Genomic DNA, 24,408 nt, shown 5'->3' with positions numbered 1-24,408 from the left:
AGGCGAGAACCTGGCACTCTGACACTGATGACGGGACGTCGCACGACGGCGCTGCTGCTTGCGGCCGCGGTGTTCGGGTTGGCAGGGTGCGGGGCGGCCGAGTCGGCGAAGACGCTGCCCCCGGTACCCCGGGTGCAGGCCACCGCGTCCGGGCTGACCCTCGACGGCCGCCCGTGGTGGCCCGCCGGACTGAACGCCTACCAGCTGGCCACCGACTGGTCCGTCAACCGCGGGTGCGGTGCAGAGGTGGACCTGGACAGCTTCTTCGGCAGTCTGCCGGTCGGGTCGCTCACCCGGTTCAACGCGTTCCAGTGGCTGGCGATCGACAAGACGACCGGCGCTCTGGACTTCACCGGGATCGACAACGTCTTCCGGGCTGCCGAGGCGCACCGCCAGCTGGTGATCCCGGTCCTCGCCGCGCAGGACGGATCGTGCGGCGACGAGATCTTCAAGTCGAGCGAGTGGTACGACGGCGGTTGGCGCACCGTCGGCCCCGGTTCGGTGCTGAGTTACGAGGACTGGGTCGCGACGGCGGTACCGCGGTGGCAGGACTCCCCGTCGCTCGCGATGTGGGAGTTGATGGGGGAGCCCGAACCGCTGACCCCGTTCCGCAGCTGCGCGGACACTGCGGGCGAGACGCTGCGGACGTTCGTCGACGACGCTGGTGGTCTCGTCCGGAGCCTCGACGACCGACACCCGATCACTCTCGGGATGATCGGCGGTGGCCAGTGTGGAACGGCGGGCCCGGATTACGAGTTCGTGGGTGCGTCGCCGGCTCTCGACGTGTTGCAGTACCACGATTACGGCGCCGACGGTGTTCCGCTGCCCGGCGACCGGTACAACGGCCTCGCCCTGCACATCGAACAGGCCGAACGCCTCCGCAAGCCGATCCTCGTTGCGGAGATCGGACAGTATTCGGGGGCGGGATGCGTCCCCGTCGAGGAGCGGGCGCGGGAAGTGGCCGTGAAGATCGACGGGCAGCGTGCGGCCGGCACCGCGGGTGCCCTGCTGTGGGCGTTCGTGCCCGACCCTCGTCCCGGCGAGTGCACGTACGACATCGGTCCCGCCGACCCGGTGCGGGGGGTGCTGCGGGAACGCAACGGCACGCGCTGACGGTCACAGGATCCGGTACAGCCGCCAGGTGGGTTGGTCCTGGCCGTCGTTCGGGATCTCGAGCTCCAGCGTGGCGATGTTGGCGCCCGTCTCGTACAGCGTCGGATACCGCCGGTTGACGGCATCGGATTCGCCACGACCGCTGTCGGGGACGGCCAGGACGTACTGGACGCCGTGGTCGGCGGGCCGGTTGACGATCGACGTGAAGTCCTGGTCGGAGGGAATGACGAACGTGCGCGGGTTGTCGGTCGCGGTGTAGACGGCGAACCCGTAGACGGTGTCCATGAGCACCGATCCCTCGGGCAGATTCATCGCGTCGATGTGTTGGGCCAGTGCGCGTTCGGTGCTGAACGAGGCGATGATCCGCCGCTCGGTGCGCCGCTTGTCGGAGGTGTCGTCGGGGGCGGGGAACACCACCGATTCCAGTGCGTACTGCTGATCCGACAGGGTGGGGGACACCATCAGCGCGCCGGTGGCGACGGGAGTGAAGACGACGAGGGCCACGGCCAGCGCCGCCGGAACGGATCGTGAGCCGACGACGACGCGTCGCGCGAACCCGTGCGGGCCGTGCCGCCGCTCGACCAGGGGACCGCCCGGCGGGACGAGTTGGAATGCGAGCACCGCCATCAGCGGTAACGCGCAGATGTAGAACCGCAGGAACGGGAACGTCAGCCCGCGCATGTAGCTGAGCGTGGCGAAGGCGATCACCGACGCCAGGACCACCACGGCCGCGATCACCTCGAGGTCGCGGCGGCGCCAGGCGAGTACCGCGACGATCGGGATCAGCAGGGGGAGGACGGGACCGAGCACAACGGTCTCCGCGATCGAGAAGATCAGGGCGTAGCCGGGGTCGGTGGATCCGCCGCCGCTCTGCGCGAGGATGCTGGAGTTGCCGTACGTGGACGAGAACTGCTGCAGGGCTTCACCCGTGATGAGCCAGCTGGTGGCCGCCCACGCCAGGAACGCCACACCGGTGGGCAGTGCCACCAGCACGGCGTCGAGGGCCGCGGGAAACAGCAGTTCCCGCTTGTTCTTCCACCCGTTCCGGAGCAGGGTCGTCGCGAACACGAAGACGGTCACGGCGAGCCCGGCGGCGAGCGCGTCGTACCGGGTCAGGTAGGCGAGTCCGAGTGCGACCGCGACGGCGACGAGATCGTGGATGTCGTCGGTGGTGCACCAGCGGATCAGGCGGCGGGTGGCCCAGCACATCAGCAGCAGGAACGGTGCCTCGCTCATGCCGTTGCCGCCGTAGAACACGATCATCGGGTTGAGCGCGAACAGTGCGGTGACCGTCCAGACCAGCCACATCGGGCAGCCGCGATCGGTGCCGATCTTGAAGATCTGCACCACCGCGCCTGCCATGAACGGTGCGGACATCACCACCCCCGTCACGCCCCAGGACGTGAGTCCGGGCCACCACTGGCTGAGCAGCACCGTCGGCAGCTGCACCACGGCCGTCAGGGGGGTGAAGACGAATCCGATGGCAGCGAGGTGAGGGTCGCGGCTGAACAGGACGCTCCGCGCGGCGGATACCCGGCTCAGTGCGTCGCCCATCAGAAAGCCGTGCCCGACAGTCAGATACAGGCCGACCGCCAGGTAGAGGGCGGTGCAGCCCCAGAACAGCCAGCGGGCCGGCCTCACGGCACCGACTCCGACTTCGGCTCAGCCGAACTCGAGGTCGTGGCCGGCCCGGTCAGTCCGTGGAACGTCTTCTCCCAGTACGAGGGATTGCGGATCAACTGGTACGTGCCCTTGATCGCGGCGATGCTCATCATCACCCAGTACAGCGGTGTGGTCAGTCCCGCGATCAGCAGCGCCGAGTTCCGGGTCTCTCGGCACGCGATCAGATTCATGTAGAGCACCGCGACGTTGCCGAACAGCAGCGAGAAGAGCGCCGGGAAGTACACGTACGCGGGAAACTCTTCCCGGATCACGTGCGGCTGACCCAGAATCCAGGCCAGGCTGATCAGCCAGAACACCATGTTGAGGCACGCGATCAGTGGCGTCCCCGCCATCAGGGCGGTGAACCGGAAGAACCCGACGGCGCCGAGCCCCCGCCACAGCCCCACGGGCCTGCGCATGTGCACCAGCCATGTCTGCAGGTAGCCCTTGTACCAGCGGGACCGCTGCCGGATCCAGTTGATCGGGTCGCTGTTCGCTTCCTCCAGCGTCGTGGAGTCGAGGACCGCGGTGCGGTACCCCGATTCGGCGATGCGCACACCCAGGTCGGCGTCCTCGGTCACGTTGAACGGATCCCAGGATCCGATCTCGTCGAGGACGCTGCGCCGCAGATGATTCGACGTGCCGCCGAGCGGGATGGGCGAATCGCTCCGCATCAGTCCGGGCAGGATGAACCCGAACCACAACGCATAGTCGGCGGTGAACCATGCGGTGAGAAGGTTCTGGTTTCCGTTGTGGAACGCCAACTTGGCCTGCACGCACGCGGTGTTGTGCGGGAGCCGGTCGAACGCCGCGACGACCCGCCGCAGCTGCAGCGGGTCCGGGTGGTCCTCGGCGTCGTAGATGGTGACGATCTCGCCGGTGGAGAAGTGCAGTCCGTAGTTGCAGGCCTTCGGCTTGGTCCGCGGGTCTGCCGGCGGGACGAGGAGAATGGTGACCACGTCGCCGACTCCGGCGGCGTTCGCCGCATCGATGGTGACGGCGTCGTCCTCCTCGAGGAGCAGCAGCACCTGCAGCTTCTCCTCCGGGTACTTCAGTGCCCGCATGGCCGCGATCAGATCGGCCACCACCTCCGGCTCGTTGTAGGCGGGAACCAGAATCGTGTACGGCGGCAACCGATCGTCGGGTAACCCGAGTGCCTCCTCGTCCGAGATGCGGACGATGGTGCTGCCGTCGAGTCCGCGGAAGAACAGGATCAGCCGGTCGGCCAGCGTCCAGACGTACGCGATCGTGCAGAAGAGGGTGACCATCACCAGCGTGGGGATCGGAAAGGAGTACCCGCACAGGATGACCACGGCCAGCAGGCCGAGCAGCAGGTTGCGCTGCCACGGGTAGAACGCGACCGAGGCGGACGACATCGGGTGCTTCTCGCGAAGACCGTTGACGGCGTCGTGGAGTGCGGCCGCCTCGAACTCGGTGTCGTAGGTGTCGTCTTCGCGGGTCACCACTGCTGCGCCTCCACGATCTCGCGTGCCAGAGTTTCGAGCATCTCCCGGTCCTTGTACTCCGGTTCCGTGTCGGAGACCGCGGTCTTGCCGCGCAGCAGGACGGCCAGTGAGTTGGCGCCGTTCGACGCCATCGACGGCGCCGGTTCGGGGAAGTAGGCGTCGGGTTCGTGATTGTCGACGGTGATGAGGCTGACCCGTTGCGTGAGTCCAGGTCCCCGGACCCACACGAAATTGAGATTGCTCCACGTGAGGAGGAGGTCGTCGTCCACCACGGTGTACATCTCCGCGGTGACTCCGCGACCGATGTCGATGAAGACCTTCGAGCTGACGCGGGCGTTCTGCAGTTGGTACTGGGTGTGGCTGGGGTAGACCTCGAGCGTCGAGGGCCGGCGAACCGACAACGTGTCCACCTGCACGGTGCGGGGGCGGTTCTGCACGTCCCACGAAGGGTTGGGTTCGGTGGTGCGGATGGTCTGCCGGGTGAGGCGCGAGGTGGAACCGTAGTACTTGCGCGGCCAGCCGTACTCGGTGAAGTCGAGTTCCTGCCAGCCGCCCGGAACGACGATTCCCGCGTGAGCGGTCGGGGCGGGACCGGGGGAGACCGGGGTCAGGTTCTCGTCGGGCAGCGGCGTCGCGAACAGCACCGCGGCGGCAGCGAACACCGCGACGAATGTGAAGCCGCTGTTGATCGTGGTGGGACGGCGGACCGGACGATCGAAGGGTGCCATGCTGCCGCCGCGACGCTTGTACACGTAGAAGCAGGCCCCCACGACGATCGAGGTGGCGAGCGCCGGACCCAGTTGGGTAGCGAAAGACGGCGCCGTCGGAAACAACGTGATGGTTGCCCACAGTGCGACGCTGCCGAGTGCCACCGAGCAGACGAAACCGACGGTGGCGCGGCGATTGCTGCGGCTCACCGCGATCGCTGTGGCGCCCGACGCCAGGACCACCATGATCAGGCCGTAGTGGAAACGCTGGCCGCCGAGCAGGATGGCCAGCGAACGGTACGTCAGGGGACCGAGTCCGAGGGCGAGCACCCACACCGGCCAGAACCGCGACACGGGGCGAAGGCCGAAGACGAGGACGGCGGAACTGATGACGAAGAACCACGCCGCGACCACGTCGATGTGCATCAACTGGTAGTCCTCGGCGAACCGGGGGAGGAGCAGCACCTGGATCGCCAGGGTGACGAGCAGCCCGATGCCTCCCACGATCTTGTCGGTCTGGCGGTCGTGGATGGGAAGCTCGCCGTCGCGCCGCAACGAGATGCCGATTGCAGCACAGATGCACAGCGCCGGGACGACGAAGACGTAGCCGATGGCGGTGCCCTCGGTGGTGCTCCGCCACACGTCCTGCCACGTCTTCCAGAACGCGAACACCGTGGCCCCCAGGATGAGGACCCACCGGGCCGTGAGCCGAACCGCCGCGTCGACCGCGGTGTTGCCGATGATCATGCGCGTCGCTCAGCGCGGCAGCGGACGGGACCGGCGATGACGGACGACGACCGCGGCCGCGATCACGACGCCCACCAGCAGGAGGATGCCGGCCACACCGAGCACCCACCCGACCGTCCGGGAAACCCCGGACGGGCTCGTGCTTCCCGCGGTATGCGGTATCGACAGCTCGACGGGATCGCGATTCGCGGCGGTGAAGAGGACATCACCGTTCAGGCTCGCCCACCGATCCGGTGTGGCGCGCAGCCAGTCGAGCGTGCGGTCGAGTTCGCCGGGCACACCCGTGGATCCGGCGACCACCACCTGCCGCGTGCCGTCGAACACGGTCTGCAGCGACGCGAAGTCGATCGGTGCGCCGAACGTGACGGTGGTGGAGCCGTCGGTCGCCGGATCGGTCAGTTCGAACGTGGCGTCCTCGGTGCTCTCCAGGGGCAGGGGCACGCCGTCCGGCAGATTCCCGTCGGCCGCGATGAGGATGGCCGGTGCCGCCGAACCCACGGCCTCGTCGATCGACACCCAGTGCGGGTCGAGTTCGACGGTGGTCAGCGACTGCAGTCCCGTCACCACGGCCACGGCTCGCGCGGTGTCGTCGAATCCGCCGACGGTGCCCGCGACATCGACGCTCGGCAGCAACGACTGCGGCAACGACTCGAACCCGCCCGGATGCGGCGTGCCCGACGGTTCACTGGTCACCTCGCTGTCCGGGTCGATCGACAGGGTGACCGGCTGTTCGAGCCCGCACTGGTTGGTGGCGCCCGTGGTCTGGAGTGCGACGGTGAGCGTGGTGACGCGGCGCAGCGCGTCGTTCGGGACGTCGATCCAACGGTCGATCACACCGCTGGGCTCCGCGGCCCAGCCGGCCACCGGTCGGTCGCCCGCGGAGACGGAGAGCAGACCGCTCTGATTACTCGGCAACGGCGTGTACGTGCCCTGCAGGTTGACGCGCACGGTGTCCGAGGCCCGGCCGAGGCGGGTCTGGTCCAGTCCGACGGCGACTTCGACTCGGCCGTGCGAGGTGGAGGTGAGAGTGCTCTGGCCGAGGCCGCGCAGCGTGGTGGACGTGGGCGCGAGGACGGGCGGGTGATCCATCGAGCCGGCCGTCGCGCGGGCCTCCACCGCGATACCGGCCACCTGGCTGGTGATCAGCCGGCTCTGGTCCAGCAGCGTACGGTCGTCACCCGTCAGGCGCAGGGCCGGAGGACCACTGGCGGCCGGGATCAATTCGGTCGCGGCGGTGCCGCTCTCGCGGATCACGACGGAACGCTCGAACGGTCCGTCGGCGGACGTCGGCTCCAACTGCCCGTCGGGAAGGCGCCGCACGTCGACCCGCACCGGTTGCGCACCGTAATAGGCGACGACGGCCGCGCCGAGGTCGACCGCCGCCGCGCTCTCCGCCGAACTCGGATCGCCGGGGAGGTAGAGGTGCAACTGCTGCAGAACCGGTGGGAGGAAGTCCGCGACGACCGTCGGATTCGCGGGCGTCCCGCTGTACACGGCGCGGACGTCGCGGAAGTTCAGACTGCGTCCCGTCCAGTCCTGCGGGCAGATTGCGTCCAGCGGAACCAGCGTCGTCCGCAGCGTCACCGCGACTGCCTGATCGGTGAGTTCGGCGCCCGCGAGCGGAATGGACACCGGCGCATTCTGTGCCGGGGCACCGGGCAGGTCCACCCGGCCGAGCGAACGACCAGCCGATTCCACATCGATCCACGCGCGCCCGACGTTGCCGGGGAGATCGACGACCCCGTCGAGCGACGTGGGCGTGAGCCCCTGCGGGACCGGCACGGTGACGGTGACCTCGTCGTGGTTGCCGCGGAACGGTACCGCCTCGCCGAACCCGAGGGCCCGGGAGTCCAGGGAAACAGTGCCGCTCGGCTGCGGCTCGATCTCCGCGGACACCGGATCCTGCGCATGCGCCACCGAGAGCGACACCAGTGCGAGCCCACACGCGGCGAGGACGGCGAGAAGGCGGGGAGTGTGTGAGCGGAACGGTGCGGCAACGGGCATCGGCGAATCTTTCGGTGCGGCGTGTCGGTCGACTTCTCGAATAGGCACAAATGGGACGGTCGTGCCTGACGCTACAGCGAACCGGTCGGTTTCGTCCGTTGAACCCACCATTCGACGTTCGGGTGCAATTGTGTTGTCGGCCTTGGAACCGAGTTGGTGCCCGGCTCAGCCGCCCCGACGCGCGGGTGCCCGGCCGTACGGTTGCCGCACGGGCGCGGTAACCGGCAGTTCGGGGATCGGCCGCGTCACCGGGAACGAGTCGAGAGTGAACGGGTTGCCGTGATGGGCGAGCTGAACCGGTTCGCCGGACAGCAGACGGTAGGTTGCGGTCATGGCGCGGATGTCCACGTGGATCTGGCTGCCCCGCACCGTCATCCGGAACGACAGATTGACCAGCTGTGGTGGTATCCGCGGCGCGAACGAGATGTCGCCGTCGTGGTCGCGCATCCCACCGAATCCCGCGACACACGCCATCCACGTCCCGGCGAGCGAGGCGATGTGCAATCCGTTCTCCACGTTGGCGTGGAGGTCGTGAAGATCGGTCAGAGCGGCTTCGGCGAGGTAGTCGTAGGCGAGTTGAAGTTGCCCGACCTCGGCGGCCATCACGGACTGCACGCACGCTGACAGGGACGAGTCCCGAACCGTCAGGGCTTCGTAATAGGCGAAATTGGCGATCTTCTGTTCGTGGGTGAAGGCGTCGCCCCGCAGATACATCGCCAGCACGAGGTCGGCCTGCTTCACCACCTGCTTGCGGTAGAGGTCGAAGTACGGGTAGTGGAGCAGCAGCGGATAGTGTTCGGGGGGTGTGCCTTCGAAGTCCCACTCGGCGTGGTGCGTGAAGGCGTCGGACTGCTGGTGCACGCCGAGAGCGTCGTCGAACGGAATACGCATGTGCTCGGCGGCATCTCGCCAGAGTGCCGCTTCCTCGTCGTCCACACCGAGCTCACGCGCCAGCCCCGGGCGCCTCTCGCAGGCGATCGCCGCGTCGTGCAGGTTCTTCTGCGCCATCAGATTGGTGAACACGTTGTTGTCGGCGACAGCGGTGTACTCGTCCGGCCCGGTGACACCGTCGATTCGGAACTCGCCCTGCGCGTTGTGGTGGCCGAGCGACGTCCACAGCCGGGCCGTCTCCACGAGCAGTTCGACGCCGCATTCGGCTTCGAACTCTTCGTCCCCGGTCGCGGCCAGGTACCGGGACGTGGCTGCGGCGACGTCGGCACCCACGTGGAAGGCCGCGGTACCCGCGGGCCAATAGCCGGAGCATTCTTCGCCGTTGATCGAGCGCCACGGGAACACGGCGCCTGCCTGCCCCAGCTGTACGGCGCGGTTCTTGGCCTTGTCGAGCGTGGAGTGCCGCCAGCGCAGCGCGTCGCGGGCCGAGTCCGGCACCGTGTAGGTGAGCAGCGGCAGGACGAAGGTCTCGGTATCCCAGAACGCATGCCCGTCGTATCCGGGCCCGGTCAGACCCTTCGCGGGGATCGCGCGTGACTCACCGCGAGCACCCGCCTGCAGCACGTGGAACAGTGCAAACCGCACCGCCTGCTGAAGTTCCGCGTCGCCGTCGATCTCGACGTCCGCCGTCTCCCAGAACGCGTCGAGGTACTCCCGCTGCCTCTTCAGCAGGGTTTCCCAGCCGGTTTCGAGTGCTCCGGCGAGCGCCCCCTCCACCTGGCCGCGCAGGGCCGGAGTCGACCGCCGCGCCGACCACCCGTACGCCAGGTATTTCGTCACCTTCAGGCGTTCACCCTGCGGGATGTCGACTGCCACGGTGAGCCGGGCCAGATCCTCTTCGGTCTCGATGCTGCACCGCCCGTTGGACGGGTACTCGACCTCGTGGTCCATACCCGCGGCCATCCGCAGTCCCGACGCCCTCGTGTGATGGGCGAGCACAGCCTTGAAGTCGTGGGCGGCAGCGAAATCGGAGACCAGTGGACTGTCCAGGGCGGCAGCTACTCTCGGGTCGTCCGTGCGGGCCGGGATGTGTTCGTTGGCGAGCAGATCCGACTGCAGGACGAGTTCGATGTCGCCGTCGAGCGGCTCGACCTCGTAGTGGATGGCGGCGACGGCGCGCGAGGTGAACGACACGAGTCGTTCCGAGTGGATACGCACCCGGCGTCCGGTCGGCGACGTCCACTCGGTGGTGCGGCGCAGGGTACCCGAGCGGAAGTCGAGGACCCGCTCGTGCGCCGGTGCGCTCCCGTACCGCATGTCCATGGGTTCGTCCTCGACGAGCAGGCGGATGATGCTGCCGTCGGTCACGTTCACAACGGTCTGCCCGTCCTCGGGGTAGCCGTAGCCCGCCTCCGCGTACGGCAGGGGACGTTGCTCGTAGAACCCGTTGAGGTAGGTGCCGGGGAGGCCGCGTGGTTCACCCTCCTCGAACGTGCCACGAATCCCGATGTGTCCATTGGACAGTGCGAAGGTGGATTCGGTGGCGTGCAGTGCCTCCAGATCCAGTCCGCGCCAGCGCAGCTGCCACGGCGAGATCTCGTAGCCCTTGTCGTCCATACTCACCTTTCCAGGAGTTCGGCCAGGTCGTTCACCACCACGTCGGCGCCGTGCTCCCGTAACGCCTCGGCCTGATCGTTCCGATTCACCCCGACGACGTAACCGAATTCGCCTGCCCGCCCCGATTCCACTCCGGAGAGGGCGTCCTCGAACACGGCCGCCTGATCGGGATGAACGTTGAGGGCGCGGGCGGCCGCGAGGAACGAATCCGGCGCGGGTTTACCGCGGAGACCCTGCTCGCTGATCACCACCCCGTCGATGCGGACGTGGACGTAGCGGCTGAGGTCGGCCGCGTCGAGGACGGCCTTGCCGTTCGCGGACGACGTGACCACGGCGATCTTCAGGCCGGCGTCGTATGCCGCGCTGATGTAGCGGACCGAACCGGGGTAGGGGCTGACGCCTTCCTCTTCGATGACTTTCAGCAGCAGCCGGTTCTTGCTGTTTCCGACACCGTTCACGGTTTCGGCGCCGGGCGGATCGTCCGGCGACCCCTCCGGCAACGTGATGTTGCGGGACGTGAGAAACGTCCGGACCCCGTCGGCGCGGGGGCGTCCGTCGACGTAGTCGTAATAGTCCTGGTCGGTGAACGGCCGGAAGTTCGCGCCCTCGCGATGCTTCAGGAACTCGTCGAACGTGCGTTTCCACGCCTTCCGGTGCAGCACCGCCGTTGCCGTGAGCACACCGTCGAGATCGAACAAGCAGGCCGAGATCGCATCAGGCAGTCCCATCACCTCCCCGACGGTACCGCCGTCGACGGCGGATTCGCTGAGGCGCGCGCAAATCCTGCACCCGACCGGTATCCGGTCGTTGACTTCCCGTCGACGGCGGCCGAATACTGAGAGTTCCAACCGACTGTTGCGGAGTGCACCGTGAACGTGGAGGAACCGGCCCCGTCGGAGCAAGTGAAATCCCTCGCCGTTCGTGCGATGGAGATCATGTCGAACGGAAGCCGAGCCGATTTCGATTCCGTCGTCCACACGGGCGCAGTCAACCGGGAGAGCATGTCGGAACCCCCGCGGACGCGAGGGCGCGGACCCGACGCGTTCTACGCCTCCGCCGTGTGGCTGCGCGCCGCGTTCACCGAACTGCGGTTCGACGTCGAGCACGTCGTCGTCGAGGGCGACCTCGCCGTCGTCTACACGATCATGAAGGGCAGGCACGTCGGACCCTTCGTCGTCTACGACGAGCAGGGATCGATCGACCAGGTGTTCGCGCCCACGGGGCGATCGTTCGCGGTCAAGCAGTCGCACTGGTTGCGCGTCGAAGACGGCCGTGTCATCGAGCACTGGGCCACCCGGGACGACCTCGGTCAGGCGGTCCAGCTGGGCTGGGTGCCGCCGACGCCGCTGTCCATGGTCCGCAATGCCTGGGCCAAGCGTGCAGCGCGCAGGAATCCGTCGCACTGACACCTGACCATGTCGGAACGGTGACGATTCCTCGCAAGAACGCCAAACCGTACCAAACGGACCGTATGTTTCGTTCGATCGATAGATACTCGAACGAAGGAGATGGTCCTTGAAACGCTCGGTGGTTATCGCGGCAAGTTGTGCACTCCTGACGCTGTCGGCCTGCGGGTCCGACAGTGAACCGACGCCGGCATCCGAAACGTCCAGCTCGACAACAAAGGCGACACCCGCCGCCGCTACGACCACTCCGCCGGCGTCGGAGCTCGCACCGCCGGCTGTCGCACCGGAGTCGAACGGAGGCGGCGGCGGTTCGTCGGGGACCGGGCAGGGAGGTCCCGGCGGGGGTTGGCAGGCTCCGGTCGCCGGTCAGCAACAGGCGCCGGTGGTGCCGCCGCCTGCCGTCGTCGAGAACCCGCCGGCGGCGGTCGAGCAGCCTCCAGTAGGCGAGCCCCCGGCGGGTGAGAATCCGGACGCGGAGAATCCGGACGCGGAGAACCCGGACGGTGAGAACCCGGACGGTGAGAACCCGGACGGTGAGAACCCGGACGCGGAGAACCCGGACGCGGAGAATCCGGCGGGTGAGAACCCGGACGGTGAGAACCCCGACGGCGGCACTCCCTAGTCGAAGAAGCGGCGAGTAGCGGGCGTCTCGAGCATCGGGGCGCCCGCCTCTGGTGCTCGCGTCATGAGGTATGGCTGTGTCCATCGAGATTGCGTGTCGGCCCACTGGGATGCCGGAGCGTGAAGTCGCCGCCCCGAGGGCATGGGCGCCGATCCTGGGCTGCGACTACGCGCATCGGCTGTACCGCGGCTGTTGACGGCCGGTAGTCCGGAGACGATCGTTGTAGACATGAAAGTCGGGCCGCCCGCCCATACCGGATGGTGGCGCGGGCGCAGGTTGCCGCGCAGACCACAGAGCGGATCATTGATGCGACGTCCTGAACCCACTGGCAGCAGGCGATCGTGACCTGTTGTTCTCCCAACGGATTCCGCCGACAGACTTTCTCGTCTGGCTCGATTTCGCAACGATCGGCTCGTCGGCCGAACGCACCGATCAGTCCCAGCTCGGCCGCCTGCGAGTTCAACTGCCGGACCGACTGCCCGAGCAGCTTTTAACGGGCACGACCTCGATCGTCTGGAGGCACCCCATGGCACGCATTCTGTTCGTCACCTGGGATGGCGGCGGCAACGTGCCACCCGCTCTCGGCATCGCGACGGAGGCGCGCAACCGCGGTCACCAGGTCCGATTTCTCGGACACGCCCAGCAACGCCGGCGAATCGAAAGCCACGGTTTCCGGTTCACGCCCTACACCCATGCACGACCCTGGCAGTCGACGACCAGACATCCCGGTATCGCGGGCGTGTACCAATCGCTTGCAGTCTTTACCGACGCCGGGCCCGGAATCGATCTACTCGAGACCGTCGCGCGCGAGCCGGCCGACGTGGTGGTGGTCGATTGCTTTCTGTACGGGGCCCTGCAGGCCGCCGCCGACGCGCACCTGACGCGTGTCACGCTGGTGCACACCTACTACGAGTTCATGTATCGAGGCGTGACACGTGGTACGACGCCCGTGATGGCCCGTCTGAAAGGCCAGCGGCCACTGAGGCTGTGGACATCATCGGACCTTGCGCTGGTGACGACCGAGAAGGACCTCGATCCGGCCTCACGTCGAAGCCTGCCCGCCTCCGTCCACTACACCGGGGTGGTGCGACATCCGATGCCGTCCACGTTGACACCCGTGTCCGAACGCGATCCGCTGATCCTGGTCAGCCTCAGCAGCCTCAACTTCGGCGGACAACAGCGGGCCCTGCAGAATATCCTCGAGGCTGTCGCGGGACTGCCCGCCCACACCGTTGTCACTACCGGACCGTCGGTCGATCCGGCAACCTTTACGGCGGGCCCGAACACCGAAGTGCACGGCTACGTTCCACACGAACAGATCCTGCCGACCGCCACGCTCGTGATCGGGCACGGCGGCCACGACACCACTATGCGCGCCCTTGCACACGACCTGCCCCTGGTCATTCTGCCGATTCACCCGGCGCTCGATCAGAAGATGATCGGCCGCAGCCTGGAGCAGCGCGGCGTCGCCCGGTGCCTCCGCAAGACGGCCGCGCCCGAGCGCATCCGGTCGGCGGTCGGAGAGTTGCTCGTCGCCGGACCGCACAGGGTGACCGCAGCAACTCTGGGAGCGCGGATCCGCGCCCATGACGGTGCCGTTCATGCCGCGGACCTCATCGATCACCTGACGATCCGAGAACGACGGAAGGGAGTGCGATGACGACGCAGTAGCGATCACCTGCGCCAGTGCATCAGTCCGGAAGACTGCCGATTCGATCCGCGAGCAGCGCGCAGTATGTCCGATCGGTGCCAGGGGCGAGCCGCACCCAGTAACTGGTGTGGTCGCCCCGGAACAGGTAACCGTTCACGTCGTCGATGGCCTCGGAGTACTGCTGCCACACCGTCCACGGTCGCCACCAGTTCAGGATCACCGCCTGCCACCTTCGGGTGCGGAGCCGGTCGAGGAGGTCCGCCACCCACGCGGCCGGGTCGGCGAGTGAGAAGGCCGCCGACTGGTCCGCGAACGTCCGCAGCGGTGAGTTGCCCGGGCAGCAGCAGATGACGTCCAACGGGTCGGCGATCTGCCACACGGGCATCCCCGTGATCGCGCGTTGCCCCGCGATGCCCCAGCCTGGCAGATCCGGAGACGCCGGCCGCAGCGGATCGGCGATCAGACCGACCCCACGCACGTCCAGGGCGGGGTGCTGCCCCCGTCCCACTTCGGCCGCCACATTGCCGGCGAGCGCAGCGCCTCCCGAGTAGCCCAGCAGAACAACGGGATTCGGGTCTTCGGAGATCATCCGCAACAGGAGTGTGCGTCCTTCGGACAGCGCCTTGTCGAACGCTGATCCACCCGGATCGGGCACCGGTCCGTAGCTCGCCTCCCACGGGACCTGCTTGACGACGAACCGAGCGGGGTCCAGGAGTTGTGTGGTGTTGGTGAGCATGTTGACGTCGAGATCCTCACCGATGCCGCGACAGCACAGAACGGTGATCATGCAACCTCCCACGTGAGTGCCGATGCGTGCCCGAGCACACTTTCCCACTCACGTGCGGGGGTGTCCCCTGATCGGGGGAGTCGAGATTCATCCGATGCACGGCCTGATCGGCGGACAGACGTGGGCGCCGAGGCAGGAGAGAGTTGTCTCGTACCGGGATCAGCCGTTCACGTGGACAGGAACCTTTGGCATGTCACCCATCTCCAGCATCGAGGTCGCACGAGCCCGTCGGTCTCGCCGCGTGTTGTTCGTCGGCAATCCCACCCGCTACGCCGACGTGTCGCAGTGGGCGATGGTCCGGCAATGGGTGGCGCTCCACGGGCTGGAACCGATCCGCGAACTCGAGGGGGACGTGCTCTGCGTCATCGTCACCGAGGACATCCTGGACGGGCGTTGTTCGCAGAAGGAATCGGCCGCCGTTCAGCACGCCCGTGCGCTCGGCGTGCCGTGCATCAGCGTCCACGACACCACCCTGATCTGGCAGGTCACCGCGCGTGTTCGGGCGCGGATGGGACGGTCTCGGGTCGGTGCGTCGGCCAAGCCCCACCGTGACGGGGCGTGACACGGGGGAGCCTCGATGCCGAACCGTTCGAATTCTCGAGTCGGTCACCGAAGTTCGGTGCTGGCTCGTGAAAATCGTCTTCGATTCGGTGATGGGATCGCATACGTCTCGCAATCGCCAACTTTGGGTATGCAATTCGAGTGTTGGCAGGACTTCGAGTGCGCGCAGACGCCTTGATGCGAACTTGACTGCGTGAAAATCCTTCTGCCCGAACACCTGTGGTCAGTTTGCCGAAAAAGACTGTCCCCGAACCAATTGTAGGAGCGAATAACCGCTGCTCAGTCCGTATTTAGTGCAGACCGCACGGTCTCATGTCGCCGGTGCGGATGAGACAGGACGGAATCGCGCTGATACCGTCCACACTCGTTGTGAATGTTCGATGTCGTCTATCTACATGGCGGTGCTCGGGGCACTTCTGGTTTTGCTCGTTGGTGACGACGGCACGGTCCGCGTCCGGAGATCCGCTGTCGTGAAACGACCGACTCGACCATCACACTCTGCCGACGGTCGGTTCGACAGTGGAGGGGATGCATGGCGACGTTCAACTCGACTGTGGAGAGATCTTCAGCTGTTCGCACCGTTGCGGCGGTTCCAGCGCAACGAGGGGTCGCACGCCGACACTGGCTGGCCGTGTACATCAGGCGAATCCTCCTCACCGACACCCTCGTCGTGGTGGCAGCGGTGGCTCTGGCTCAATGGGTGCGCTTCGGAGGCCCCGGGTCTCTCGTCGACTCGCGCACTCTGAGCAATGTGAGCTACGGTCTGATTTCCGTCGCTCTCGTGGCGTCGTGGCTCGCCATGCTCGCCGTCTTTCATGTGCGATCCCCACGAGTGGTCGGGAGTGGCCCGGAGGAGTATCGGCGCATCGCCACCGCGACGCTACGACTGTTCGGGCTCATCGCGATCGCAGCGCTCCTCCTGCAGCTGGAATTGGCGCGGCTGTACCTGGCGATCGCATTCCCCACAGGTCTACTCGGCCTTCTGCTGACCCGTTGGATGTGGCGCCGCGTCCTCGCCCGCAAGCGTGCACGCGGGCTGTGCCAGACATCCGTGTTGGTCGTCGGCGCCGAACACTCCGTGCGCAACCTCGCCAGCACATTCGACCGTGGAACAGCGGACGGCTACAACGTGGTCGGGGTATGTATCCCAGCCCATTACCGGTCGTCCGACGACACGATCACCGTGGACGGACGACCGATACCGGTCCTCGGCGACGAGCACGATGTCGTCGATGCGATCGAGCGATCCGGGGCCGACACCGTCGCGGTCACGGCGACCGAGCATCTCGGCCATCACGGGCTTCGTGAAATGGTGTGGGACCTCGAGCAGTTGGACGTCGACATGGTGGTCGCCCCGGGAATGATGGACGTCTCCGGGCCGCGCCTCGAGATGCGACCTGTCGCGGGTCTGCCGCTGATTCACGTGGAGAAGCCGCGCTATCACGGCGCCAAGCGATTCGGGAAGACGTCGTTCGACCTGATCTTTGCCACTCTTGCGCTCGTGCTGGCGAGCCCTGTGATGGTGGCTGCAGCGGCGGCGGTCAAGCTGACGAGTCGAGGGCCGGTGTTCTACAAATCGGAACGAATGGGCATGGATGGCAGGCCGTTCCCGATGCTGAAGTTTCGGTCGATGGTGGACGACGCCGACAAACACAGCGCGACCCTGAGCGGGCCCAACGAGGGCGCCGGAGTTCTGTTCAAACTGCGAGAGGATCCGCGTGTCACCCGTGTCGGCCGCGTCATGCGCAAGTTCAGCATCGACGAGTTGCCACAGTTCATCAACGTGCTGCGACGAGAGATGAGTGTGGTGGGGCCGAGACCTCCCCTGCGGGTCGAGGTCGAGTCCTACGAGAGCGAGGTGCATCGCCGGCTCCTGGTGAAGCCCGGTGTCACCGGCCTGTGGCAGGTGAGCGGGCGCTCGGACCTCTCGTGGGAGGACTCGGTGCGCCTCGACCTGTCCTATGTCGAGAACTGGTCGATGGTCGGCGACATGCTGATCATCGCCAAGACCCTGAAGGCTGTGGTGGCGAGTGACGGTGCGTACTGATGGTGCAGGTCCGGTCCGCGCTCGGCAAGGCCGCACCATGAGACGTCCGAAGAAGCTCATCGCTGTGCATCCCTCCGACGAGATGTACGGGGCCGACCGGGTCTTCTTGGAATCTCTGACCGAAGTGCCGAGTGGGTGGGACGTGGAGGTGTGGCTGCCGACCGACGTCGACTATCCCGGGAACGAGCTGTCGACTGCGCTGGCCGAGTTGGGGCATACGGTGCGCAGGATGCCTCTTCCCGTGATCCGGCGTTCGTATCTCCGCCTCGGAGCGCTCCCCGGACTGGTCGGCCGTTTCCTTCGCACAGCGGGCGCGGTAGTGCGTGCGCGGCCGTCGAAGATGTACGTCAACACATCGGCATTGGTTCTGATGCTGCCGTTGGCGCGGCTCATCGGTGCAGCGACGGTGCTGCATCTCCACGAGTTCCTGGATCGCAGGACAGCGCTCTTCGTCACTCCGTTCATGTCGTGTGCGCAGCGGATCGTGTGCGTGAGCAAGGCCGTCCGCCGTCCGCTGCCCGAAAAGCTCGTCCGCCGATCGGTAGTGGTCTACAACGGTTTCGAGCTGCCCGAACCGACACCGCTCGTTGTCGACGAGCGGCTCGTGTGCTTGGTGGCGAGCAGGTGGAACACGTGGAAGGGGCACGATGTTCTCCTCGACGCGTGGGACGGTCTCGATCGGTCGGACATCGAACTGATCGTCTTGGGGGCGCCGCCCCTGAACGGCGCGTCTGTCGACGTAGTTGATCGCGTGGAAAGACTCGAACGCCCCGACAGCGTGTCGATAGTCGGTCAGACCGACAATGTCCGCAAGTACCTCGACGCGGCACATCTGGTGTTGGTGCCGAGCATCAAGCCGGATCCATTGCCGACCATAGCCATCGAGGCAATGGCTGCTGGACGCGCTGTGATGGCCAGCGACAGTGGCGGTCTGCCCGAGATCATCGGTGAGGACGTGGGGCGTCTCGTACCCACGGGTGATGTGGCGGCGTGGCGGCAGGCGCTCGAGGAGTTTTCGATCGAGGACGCAACGGAACGCGCCAACCAGGCGCGGCGGAGGTTCGAGGCACAGTTCGGCGTGCGCCGATTCCGTGACGAGATCGGCAAGGAGATATGGACATGAGCGCACCGGAAGAGGCGCGCAGTGACGGGTGCACGATCTCCGTCGTGGTCGTGACGTACAACAGCGCTGCCGTCATCGAACAGTGCCTGTCTGTGCTGGGATCCGATCCCCGGCTGGACATCATTGTCGTCGACAACAATTCGATCGACGACACGATCGTCAGAGTATCCGGAGTGTGTCCGAGCGCCCGGGTGATCCGAAGCGAAGCGAACCTCGGATTCGCCGGCGGGGTCAACAGAGGAGTGTCGGTGGCGCTGGGCGAACACGTGCTTCTGCTGAATCCCGATGCCGTTGTCGACGCGGAAAGTGTGTTCGCGCTGAGTCGCACCCTCGATGCGGACGCCAGTATCGGCATAGTCGCCCCGCTGCTCGACAAACCGGGGGAACGGCTCGCGATCAGAGAGTGCGGAAGGCAACCGGACCTGTGGCGCGTTCTGTGCCACTATTCCGGCCTTTCACGACTGGCCGGTTACTCGCCACTCGTCGAGGGACTGTATCTCCTCAAACGGCATTCGTCGGTGGAGCCGAGAGACGTCGACTGGGTGTCCGGTGCTTGCATGCTGGTGCGACGTGACACCTGGATGCGATTGGGCGGACTGAGCCGTCGGTGGTTCATGTACGCGGAAGATATCGAGTTCTGTCTGCGGGTCAAGGAATCGGGCGAGCGGGTCGTCACGGTGCCCTCGGTGACGGGAGTTCATCTGATCGGCGAGAGTTCGACGACGCCGACGGTGTCGCGGGTGCCCAACTCGGCCTGGGTAGTCAACATGTACGACCTGTACAAGTGGCGCCTGTCTCGCACACGATTGCAGAACGTCGCCTGGAAGTGGGCAGTCGCGGGCGGTCTGTTCGCGCGTTCCGCCGCTTACAAACTGCGCGCGGGCCCGGAGTCGGGCCAGGAGAACGACTGGGACGCGGAGTCGGTGAAGTTTCGTGTGTTCGCTCAGGACCTTCTGGCGGTCTCGTCCGCTCGGATGACATCCGAGAGCGAGAGCAGGAGCTCCCTGTGACGAGCGGTTCGGATCAGAGGGTGTTGGCGCCGAACCCTTTCAGCGGATCTCGCAGCCGCAACGACGTGGTCACCTTTCTGCTGGTGTGCGCGGTTGTCGCTGCATCGTTTCTCGGTCGCTACTCGTTTGATCTTGCGGGTTTCACCGTGCGGTGGGAGCAAGTGGCGCCCGTGGGGTTCGTGGGCTGGTTGATCGTCAACCCGGGTTCCCGACTCGATTTTCTTCGTACACTGCGGCATCCCGTCGTGTTGACGTTTCTCGCATTCATCGCCTGGAATGCGGCATCGACCGTTCTGTTTTCGCCCAGTCTGGGCAAGAGCGTGGCGATTCTGGGCTGGCTCACCATCGATCTGTTGTTGCTGGCGGGTCTGATGTCGCTCGGCGCCCGCGCGGTGTGGGCCGAGAACATCGGGATCCGATTCGTCGTTCCCTGGGCTTTCGCAGGTTTCGCGATGTATCTCATCGCCAACAGAACCGGGGGTGGCGTGTCTTGGGGAACCAATCTCGATTCACTCTACGACGTCTATGTCACCCGGCTGTCTGCCACGGAAGCGAATATCTACGCTGCGATCCTCGTATTCTGGACCTTGTTGCTGGTTGCCCGGAAGGGGGCCGACCGGCGTTGGATGATCGCGGCGGCGGTGACCGTCCCGCTGGGACTGATCGCATCCCAGACCCGCACGGCGGTGTTCTGCATGGTGATGGGATTGGCCGTCTACGTTGCCTACGAACTTGTTCGGCGCCGTCGGAATCCGACTCCGCTGAAAGCATTCATCTTCGGCCCCGCTGCCGTCGTCGTCGGCGTACTGGTCGCCTATGGGGCCACGACCGCACTTCCGGACATCGGCACGCAGCAGCGACCTCCGTCGAGCCGTCAAGACACCGAGCCCGAAGTGCGGAGCGACACGGCGCGCCCCGCCCAGGACAAGCTGGGGGACATCGACTTCACCGGCGGTACGGTCGGATTCCGTATGGCGGTCGCACGAGAAGCCGCGGAGGACATCCGTGGAGTCCACCTCTGGTTCGGCAACGGCACCAACACCTTCGGCCTTCGCCATGAACAGCCCGGGTCGCCCGGCGTGTCGGGGCACATCATCATGCTTCCGGTCCAGATCTTGTACGACGCGGGAATTGTCGGCTTGGCGATTCTGAGCGCATTCGGGGTGGTCGTGTGGCGTCACGTGCCGTGGCGGCGTCGGCCGATCGCTGCTGCCCTCGCTGCGGCGTTCATCGCGGCAGCGACTCTCACGAGCATGTTCTGGTTCAGCGTCGTGTGGATCATTCTGGCGTCACTGCTTCGTCCATCGTCTCGGGACGAGTGCGAAACAGGCAGGGGAGCAGTCCAGAACGAGGTCGAAGAACACCCGTCCGCACTCGAGACGACAGAAATCGGGGAAAGAATATGAGTAACTCGGTCGCAATCATCGGAACCCGGGGTTATCCCAGCTACTACGGAGGGTTCGAAACCCTGGTGCGGAGGTTGGCGCCGTACTTGGCCGACGAAGGCTGGAACGTCACCGTGTACGGGCGAGCGGGAAGCACGGAGCCGGATGACCCGTTCAGGGACTTCCGCGTCGAGTGCGCGACGACGAGGGGTGTCGAGTCCAAATCGCTGAGCACCCTGTCCTACGGCCTCACGTCGTGCGTCGACGCATCCCGGCGTCGCCCCGACGTCGCGCTGGTGATGAACGTGGCGAACGGGTACTGGCTGCCGCTTCTGAAAGCGCGAGGGATTCCGACGGTGGTGAACGTCGACGGAATCGAGTGGGAGCGGGAGAAGTGGGGGAAAGCAGCGAAAGCCGCCTTCCGGACCGGTGCCCGACTCACCGCCCGATTCGGCGACCAACTCGTGTACGACTCCCACGAGATCGAGAGGCGGTGGCGCGACGGGTTCGGCCGCACCGGGGAATTCATCCCGTACGGCGGCACGTTGCCCGACGACTTGGATCCGATCGAGGGATTCCCGCACCGTTCGTATGCGTTGATGGTGGCACGCTTCGTGCCGGAGAACACGGTGGGGGAATTCTTCGATGCGGCGAGAGAGTTGAGCGAACGTTGGGATGTGGTGATCGTCGGTTCCTCCGGCTACGGCGGCGACTTCGATCTCAGGGCCGAGAGTTTGGCCGCGACCAGCGAACGAATCCACTGGTTGGGTCACGTCAGTGACGACGACAAGCTCTTCGCCCTGTGGCAGCACGCCGGCGCCTACTTTCACGGGCACAGCGTCGGCGGTACCAATCCGGCCTTGGTTCAGGCGATGGCGTGTGGATCACCGATCGTCGCGCGGGACACGGTGTACAACCGTGAAGTACTCCAGGATTCCGCGACCTTCGTCGAGCCGGATTCCCGCGAGATCGCGTACGAGATGGATCGGGTGCTTTCGGATCACGCGTTGATGGATGAACTGAGTGTCGCTGCCGAACGGCGTCAGCGGACCCACTACACGTGGGATCAGGTATGCCAGAGCTATTCCAAGGTGTTGTACGGTGCACTGTGATGCGAATGCCCGCGTGCGCGCGTGACGCCCGAGCAGACCTCGCCACGATTCCATGAAGTTGCGGAGAGAACAGTGACACGACCGAACGTGGTAAGTGTCGGCGCATTCGACCGGTTCAATTACGGTGACCTCCTGTTCCCGCTGGTGCTGGACAGCCGTTGGGCGGCACTGACCGACGGCACGCTGTCGCACTATGCGCTGTGGGGCGCACGGGGGACCGGGTGGGGTACCGCTCGCTCCGGCAGCGCGAGGGATCTGCGCAGACGCTTCACGGAGCAACCCCCGACGGGTTGTGTCGTCGCTGGTGGAGAGGTCCTGAGCGCGACGTGGTACGACCTGACCCGGCACTCGGTCCCCAGCGGATTCGACCTCGCTGTGGCCGCTCTCCATCGGTCCGTTCCGCGTAGGCAACTGTCGAGAATCTGCCGGACCCTCGCGGGCGGAATGTGGGACCTGCCGTTGGTCCCCGACCCAGCGACGAGCCGGCAGATGCCCGTGGTGTACAACGCAGTCGGTGCGACGAGTGTCGATACCCTGTCCGGCGATGATCGGAGCCGAGTTCTCGGTTCACTCCGCGCCAGCAAGTATCTCAGCGTGCGGGACAATTCCAGCGTCGACATCCTGCGCTCTCACGGAATCGACGCGGACTTGTCTCCCGACTCGGCTGCCGTCATCGACAGGCTTTTCCCCGCGACGCCGAAGCGGTCGCGGACGCTGGTCTTCCAGTGCTCGCGACAGTGGCTGCGGGGTCACGAGGACGAGGTCGTCACGCAACTGCGCGCCCTGTCGGAGCGATACGAGATCAGCCTGCTGGCGATCGGTCTCGCAGGGGGTCATTCGGATCTCACCGCTCTGCGGCGCCTGTACCGACAGTTGTCGAGGACGACGAGCCGGGTGCGACTGGTCAAACCGGCGAACGTTCGTGACGTGGCAGCGGAGATCGCGTCGGCGGACTGCTACGTGGGTACGAGCCTGCATGGAAGTATCACAGCGATCGCCTATGGGACGGCCGTGGTCGGTCTGGACCGTATCCCCAAACTGTCTGAATACCTGGCGACGTGGGCTCCCGATTCGACAGTGCGAGACGTTTCCGCATCGGCGATCGTGGAGAGCGTCGATACGACCGAGTTCTTCGACTCTCGCGATCTGGTCGATGTGGGCAGACGTCTCAGTAAAGCCAGCGCGGCGTCGACCGACAGGATGCTCAGCGCGCTGCTCGAGGCCGGTTGAGGTGAAGGCGCTCGCCGATAGACGACTCGCCGTCCTCGTGGCCGGCCAGTACTCGCCACTGCTCGTTCAGTTGGTGACCGGGCCAATTCTGGCGCGTGCTCTCGGGCCCACCGACCGCGGCTACCTCGGTGTCGCCCTGATTCTCGTCGCGGTCATCCCGGTGTTCGCGTCGATCGGAACACCGGCCGCTGCGAGAAGGCTGGTCGCGGAAGGATCTGACGTGGCGACCGCAAGGGTCGCGGCCGCGAGATCCAACCCGGTGGTCTTCGTCGTGACAGTGGTCATGAGTGCTGTGGCCGTCTACATCTGGTTCAGTGGGCTCTCTCCCGTCGAAATAGTTACGATCTTCGTCCTGCTCGCGTTGTCGTATTTCGGCGCAGTGCGAATGACGATCCTTTCCCTGGCTGTGGGCGAGGGCAGTACGAACATCATTGCCAGATATCAGATCGTCGGTGCGTGCCTGTCCGGACTGAGTATCTGCAGCCTGGCAGTTCTCGGCCGGATCGACATCGTCACCGTCTGCATCGTCTACGTCGTGAGTCAGCTCGCGCAGTTCGCGGCCATTTTTCGGTACGGCAGGGGACCTCGTCGCCAGGACCGAAGAATTGATTGGACGTACGCGCTGAAGTCCCTCCCCGGACAGATCTCGGATGTGTTGCTCATCCGAGTGGACCAGCTTCTGTGCTCACTCTTCCTCGGCGGGCATGCCACCGGCGTTTACGTCGTCGCGTTCAGCTATGCGTTCGTAGCCTTTCCCCTGGTTCACTCTGTCGGCTTGCGCATCAGTGGGGGAAAGCGGCGCGACGAACTTTTGACGAACTCTGTTCGGGTTCCCTTGTCGGTCTTGTGCGGGGCACTGTGCTTCGGCGTCGTGTGGAGTGGTGCCGCCGTCTGGGTGGTGCCCCTGCTGTTCGGGGGAGACTATGCCGAATCGGTCCCTCTGGCGGCGATACTCACCTTCGGGGTCGTTCTCTTCTCCTCGGCGACCGTGAATGTTCAGGCGGCCGTGTCACTGGGGCGGGCGCATCTGATCAGCGTGATCGGTCTTGCCGCAGTGTGCCTGGAGATCGTGGCCGTCATCCTTCTCGGGAACGCCAGGACGGTGACGACGATGGCTGTCGTCGCCGTCCTGGCGTCCGGTGTCTACTACACGCTGTCTCTCCTCGTGCGGCAACGGAGTGTCCTCGGTACGCGGAACAGAGCCTCGTCCGAACCGGATGGAGAGGAATCCGCCGTGCCCGCCTCTCAGAATTCCGAACGGGGATGA

General features: G+C 66.0%; 19 protein-coding genes. 12 read left to right on the top strand and 7 right to left on the bottom strand.

The window, feature by feature from the left end; translation table 11 throughout:
• Window positions 1–27 precede the first annotated feature (27 nt).
• Entirely contained in the window at window positions 28–1,113 is a 1,086-nt protein-coding gene (locus DTA22_RS06615; RefSeq protein ID WP_112298931.1) for a beta-mannosidase, read from the top strand.
• Window positions 1,114–1,116: 3 nt separating this feature from the next.
• Here the strand turns inward: DTA22_RS06615 and DTA22_RS06610 are convergent, their stop codons facing one another.
• From DTA22_RS06610 to DTA22_RS06585, 6 genes are all read right to left on the bottom strand, one after another.
• Entirely contained in the window at window positions 1,117–2,754 is a 1,638-nt protein-coding gene (locus tag DTA22_RS06610; RefSeq protein ID WP_112298930.1) for a glycosyltransferase family 39 protein, read from the bottom strand.
• On the bottom strand, window positions 2,751–4,238 hold the full coding sequence (locus DTA22_RS06605; RefSeq protein WP_037235646.1) for a glycosyltransferase: 1,488 nt from the start codon (window positions 4,236–4,238) through the stop codon (window positions 2,751–2,753). The genes DTA22_RS06610 and DTA22_RS06605 overlap by 4 nt, the downstream gene beginning before the upstream one ends.
• A complete protein-coding gene (locus DTA22_RS06600) occupies window positions 4,235–5,695 on the bottom strand; it encodes a hypothetical protein (RefSeq protein ID WP_112298929.1) in 1,461 nt (486 codons plus the stop codon). The genes DTA22_RS06605 and DTA22_RS06600 overlap by 4 nt, the downstream gene beginning before the upstream one ends.
• A 9-nt stretch (window positions 5,696–5,704) precedes the next feature.
• On the bottom strand, window positions 5,705–7,699 hold the full coding sequence (locus DTA22_RS06595; RefSeq protein WP_112298928.1) for a hypothetical protein: 1,995 nt from the start codon (window positions 7,697–7,699) through the stop codon (window positions 5,705–5,707).
• Between the two features lie 165 nt (window positions 7,700–7,864).
• Window positions 7,865–10,207: a glycoside hydrolase family 65 protein gene (locus tag DTA22_RS06590; protein WP_037235543.1), complete on the bottom strand. Its 2,343-nt coding sequence runs from the start codon at window positions 10,205–10,207 to the stop codon at window positions 7,865–7,867.
• A 2-nt stretch (window positions 10,208–10,209) separates the two neighbouring features.
• Complete coding sequence (locus tag DTA22_RS06585) at window positions 10,210–10,935, bottom strand: HAD family hydrolase (protein WP_112298927.1); 726 nt, start codon at window positions 10,933–10,935, stop codon at window positions 10,210–10,212.
• Window positions 10,936–11,076: 141 nt separating this feature from the next.
• Here DTA22_RS06585 and DTA22_RS06580 point away from each other — a divergent pair, with 141 nt between their 5' ends.
• From DTA22_RS06580 to DTA22_RS06570, 3 genes are all read left to right on the top strand, one after another.
• Window positions 11,077–11,613: an ester cyclase gene (locus DTA22_RS06580; RefSeq protein WP_037235546.1), complete on the top strand. Its 537-nt coding sequence runs from the start codon at window positions 11,077–11,079 to the stop codon at window positions 11,611–11,613.
• A gap of 109 nt (window positions 11,614–11,722) precedes the next feature.
• A complete protein-coding gene (locus tag DTA22_RS06575; protein WP_112298926.1) occupies window positions 11,723–12,235 on the top strand; it encodes a chromosome condensation regulator RCC1 in 513 nt (170 codons plus the stop codon).
• A 349-nt stretch (window positions 12,236–12,584) separates the two neighbouring features.
• Window positions 12,585–13,895, top strand: coding sequence for a glycosyltransferase (locus DTA22_RS06570; RefSeq protein WP_245973341.1), 1,311 nt, complete (start codon window positions 12,585–12,587; stop codon window positions 13,893–13,895).
• 31 nt (window positions 13,896–13,926) lie between these two features.
• Here the strand turns inward: DTA22_RS06570 and DTA22_RS06565 are convergent, their stop codons facing one another.
• The gene (locus tag DTA22_RS06565) at window positions 13,927–14,673 is read right to left on the bottom strand and encodes an alpha/beta hydrolase family protein (RefSeq protein WP_112298925.1); all 747 of its coding nucleotides are present in this window, start codon (window positions 14,671–14,673) and stop codon (window positions 13,927–13,929) included.
• A 190-nt stretch (window positions 14,674–14,863) separates the two neighbouring features.
• On the opposite strand from DTA22_RS06565, the gene DTA22_RS06560 reads away from it, so the two are divergent.
• The 8 genes from DTA22_RS06560 to DTA22_RS06525 all read left to right on the top strand — a co-directional run bounded on the left by DTA22_RS06560 (window position 14,864) and on the right by DTA22_RS06525 (window position 24,408).
• On the top strand, window positions 14,864–15,235 hold the full coding sequence (locus DTA22_RS06560; protein WP_112298924.1) for a hypothetical protein: 372 nt from the start codon (window positions 14,864–14,866) through the stop codon (window positions 15,233–15,235).
• A 531-nt stretch (window positions 15,236–15,766) separates the two neighbouring features.
• On the top strand, window positions 15,767–17,281 hold the full coding sequence (locus DTA22_RS06555) for a sugar transferase (protein WP_112298923.1): 1,515 nt from the start codon (window positions 15,767–15,769) through the stop codon (window positions 17,279–17,281).
• A 37-nt stretch (window positions 17,282–17,318) separates the two neighbouring features.
• On the top strand, window positions 17,319–18,404 hold the full coding sequence (locus tag DTA22_RS06550; RefSeq protein ID WP_245973340.1) for a glycosyltransferase family 4 protein: 1,086 nt from the start codon (window positions 17,319–17,321) through the stop codon (window positions 18,402–18,404).
• A complete protein-coding gene (locus DTA22_RS06545) occupies window positions 18,401–19,414 on the top strand; it encodes a glycosyltransferase family 2 protein (RefSeq protein WP_245973339.1) in 1,014 nt (337 codons plus the stop codon). Before DTA22_RS06550 ends, DTA22_RS06545 begins: the two co-directional genes overlap by 4 nt.
• Before the next feature lie 245 nt (window positions 19,415–19,659).
• Window positions 19,660–20,820: an O-antigen ligase family protein gene (locus DTA22_RS06540; RefSeq protein WP_245973338.1), complete on the top strand. Its 1,161-nt coding sequence runs from the start codon at window positions 19,660–19,662 to the stop codon at window positions 20,818–20,820.
• Entirely contained in the window at window positions 20,817–21,911 is a 1,095-nt protein-coding gene (locus tag DTA22_RS06535; protein WP_112298920.1) for a DUF1972 domain-containing protein, read from the top strand. Before DTA22_RS06540 ends, DTA22_RS06535 begins: the two co-directional genes overlap by 4 nt.
• 72 nt (window positions 21,912–21,983) lie before the next feature.
• Entirely contained in the window at window positions 21,984–23,141 is a 1,158-nt protein-coding gene (locus DTA22_RS06530) for a polysaccharide pyruvyl transferase family protein (protein WP_112298919.1), read from the top strand.
• Between the two features lies 1 nt (window position 23,142).
• Window positions 23,143–24,408: a lipopolysaccharide biosynthesis protein gene (locus DTA22_RS06525; protein ID WP_160118494.1), complete on the top strand. Its 1,266-nt coding sequence runs from the start codon at window positions 23,143–23,145 to the stop codon at window positions 24,406–24,408.

The sequence above is a fragment of the Rhodococcus wratislaviensis genome (assembly GCF_900455735.1).
Lineage (GTDB): Bacteria > Actinomycetota > Actinomycetes > Mycobacteriales > Mycobacteriaceae > Rhodococcus_F > Rhodococcus_F wratislaviensis.
The sequence above is the reverse complement of the archived record's forward strand: the minus strand, read 5'-3'. Positions and strand labels throughout refer to the sequence as shown.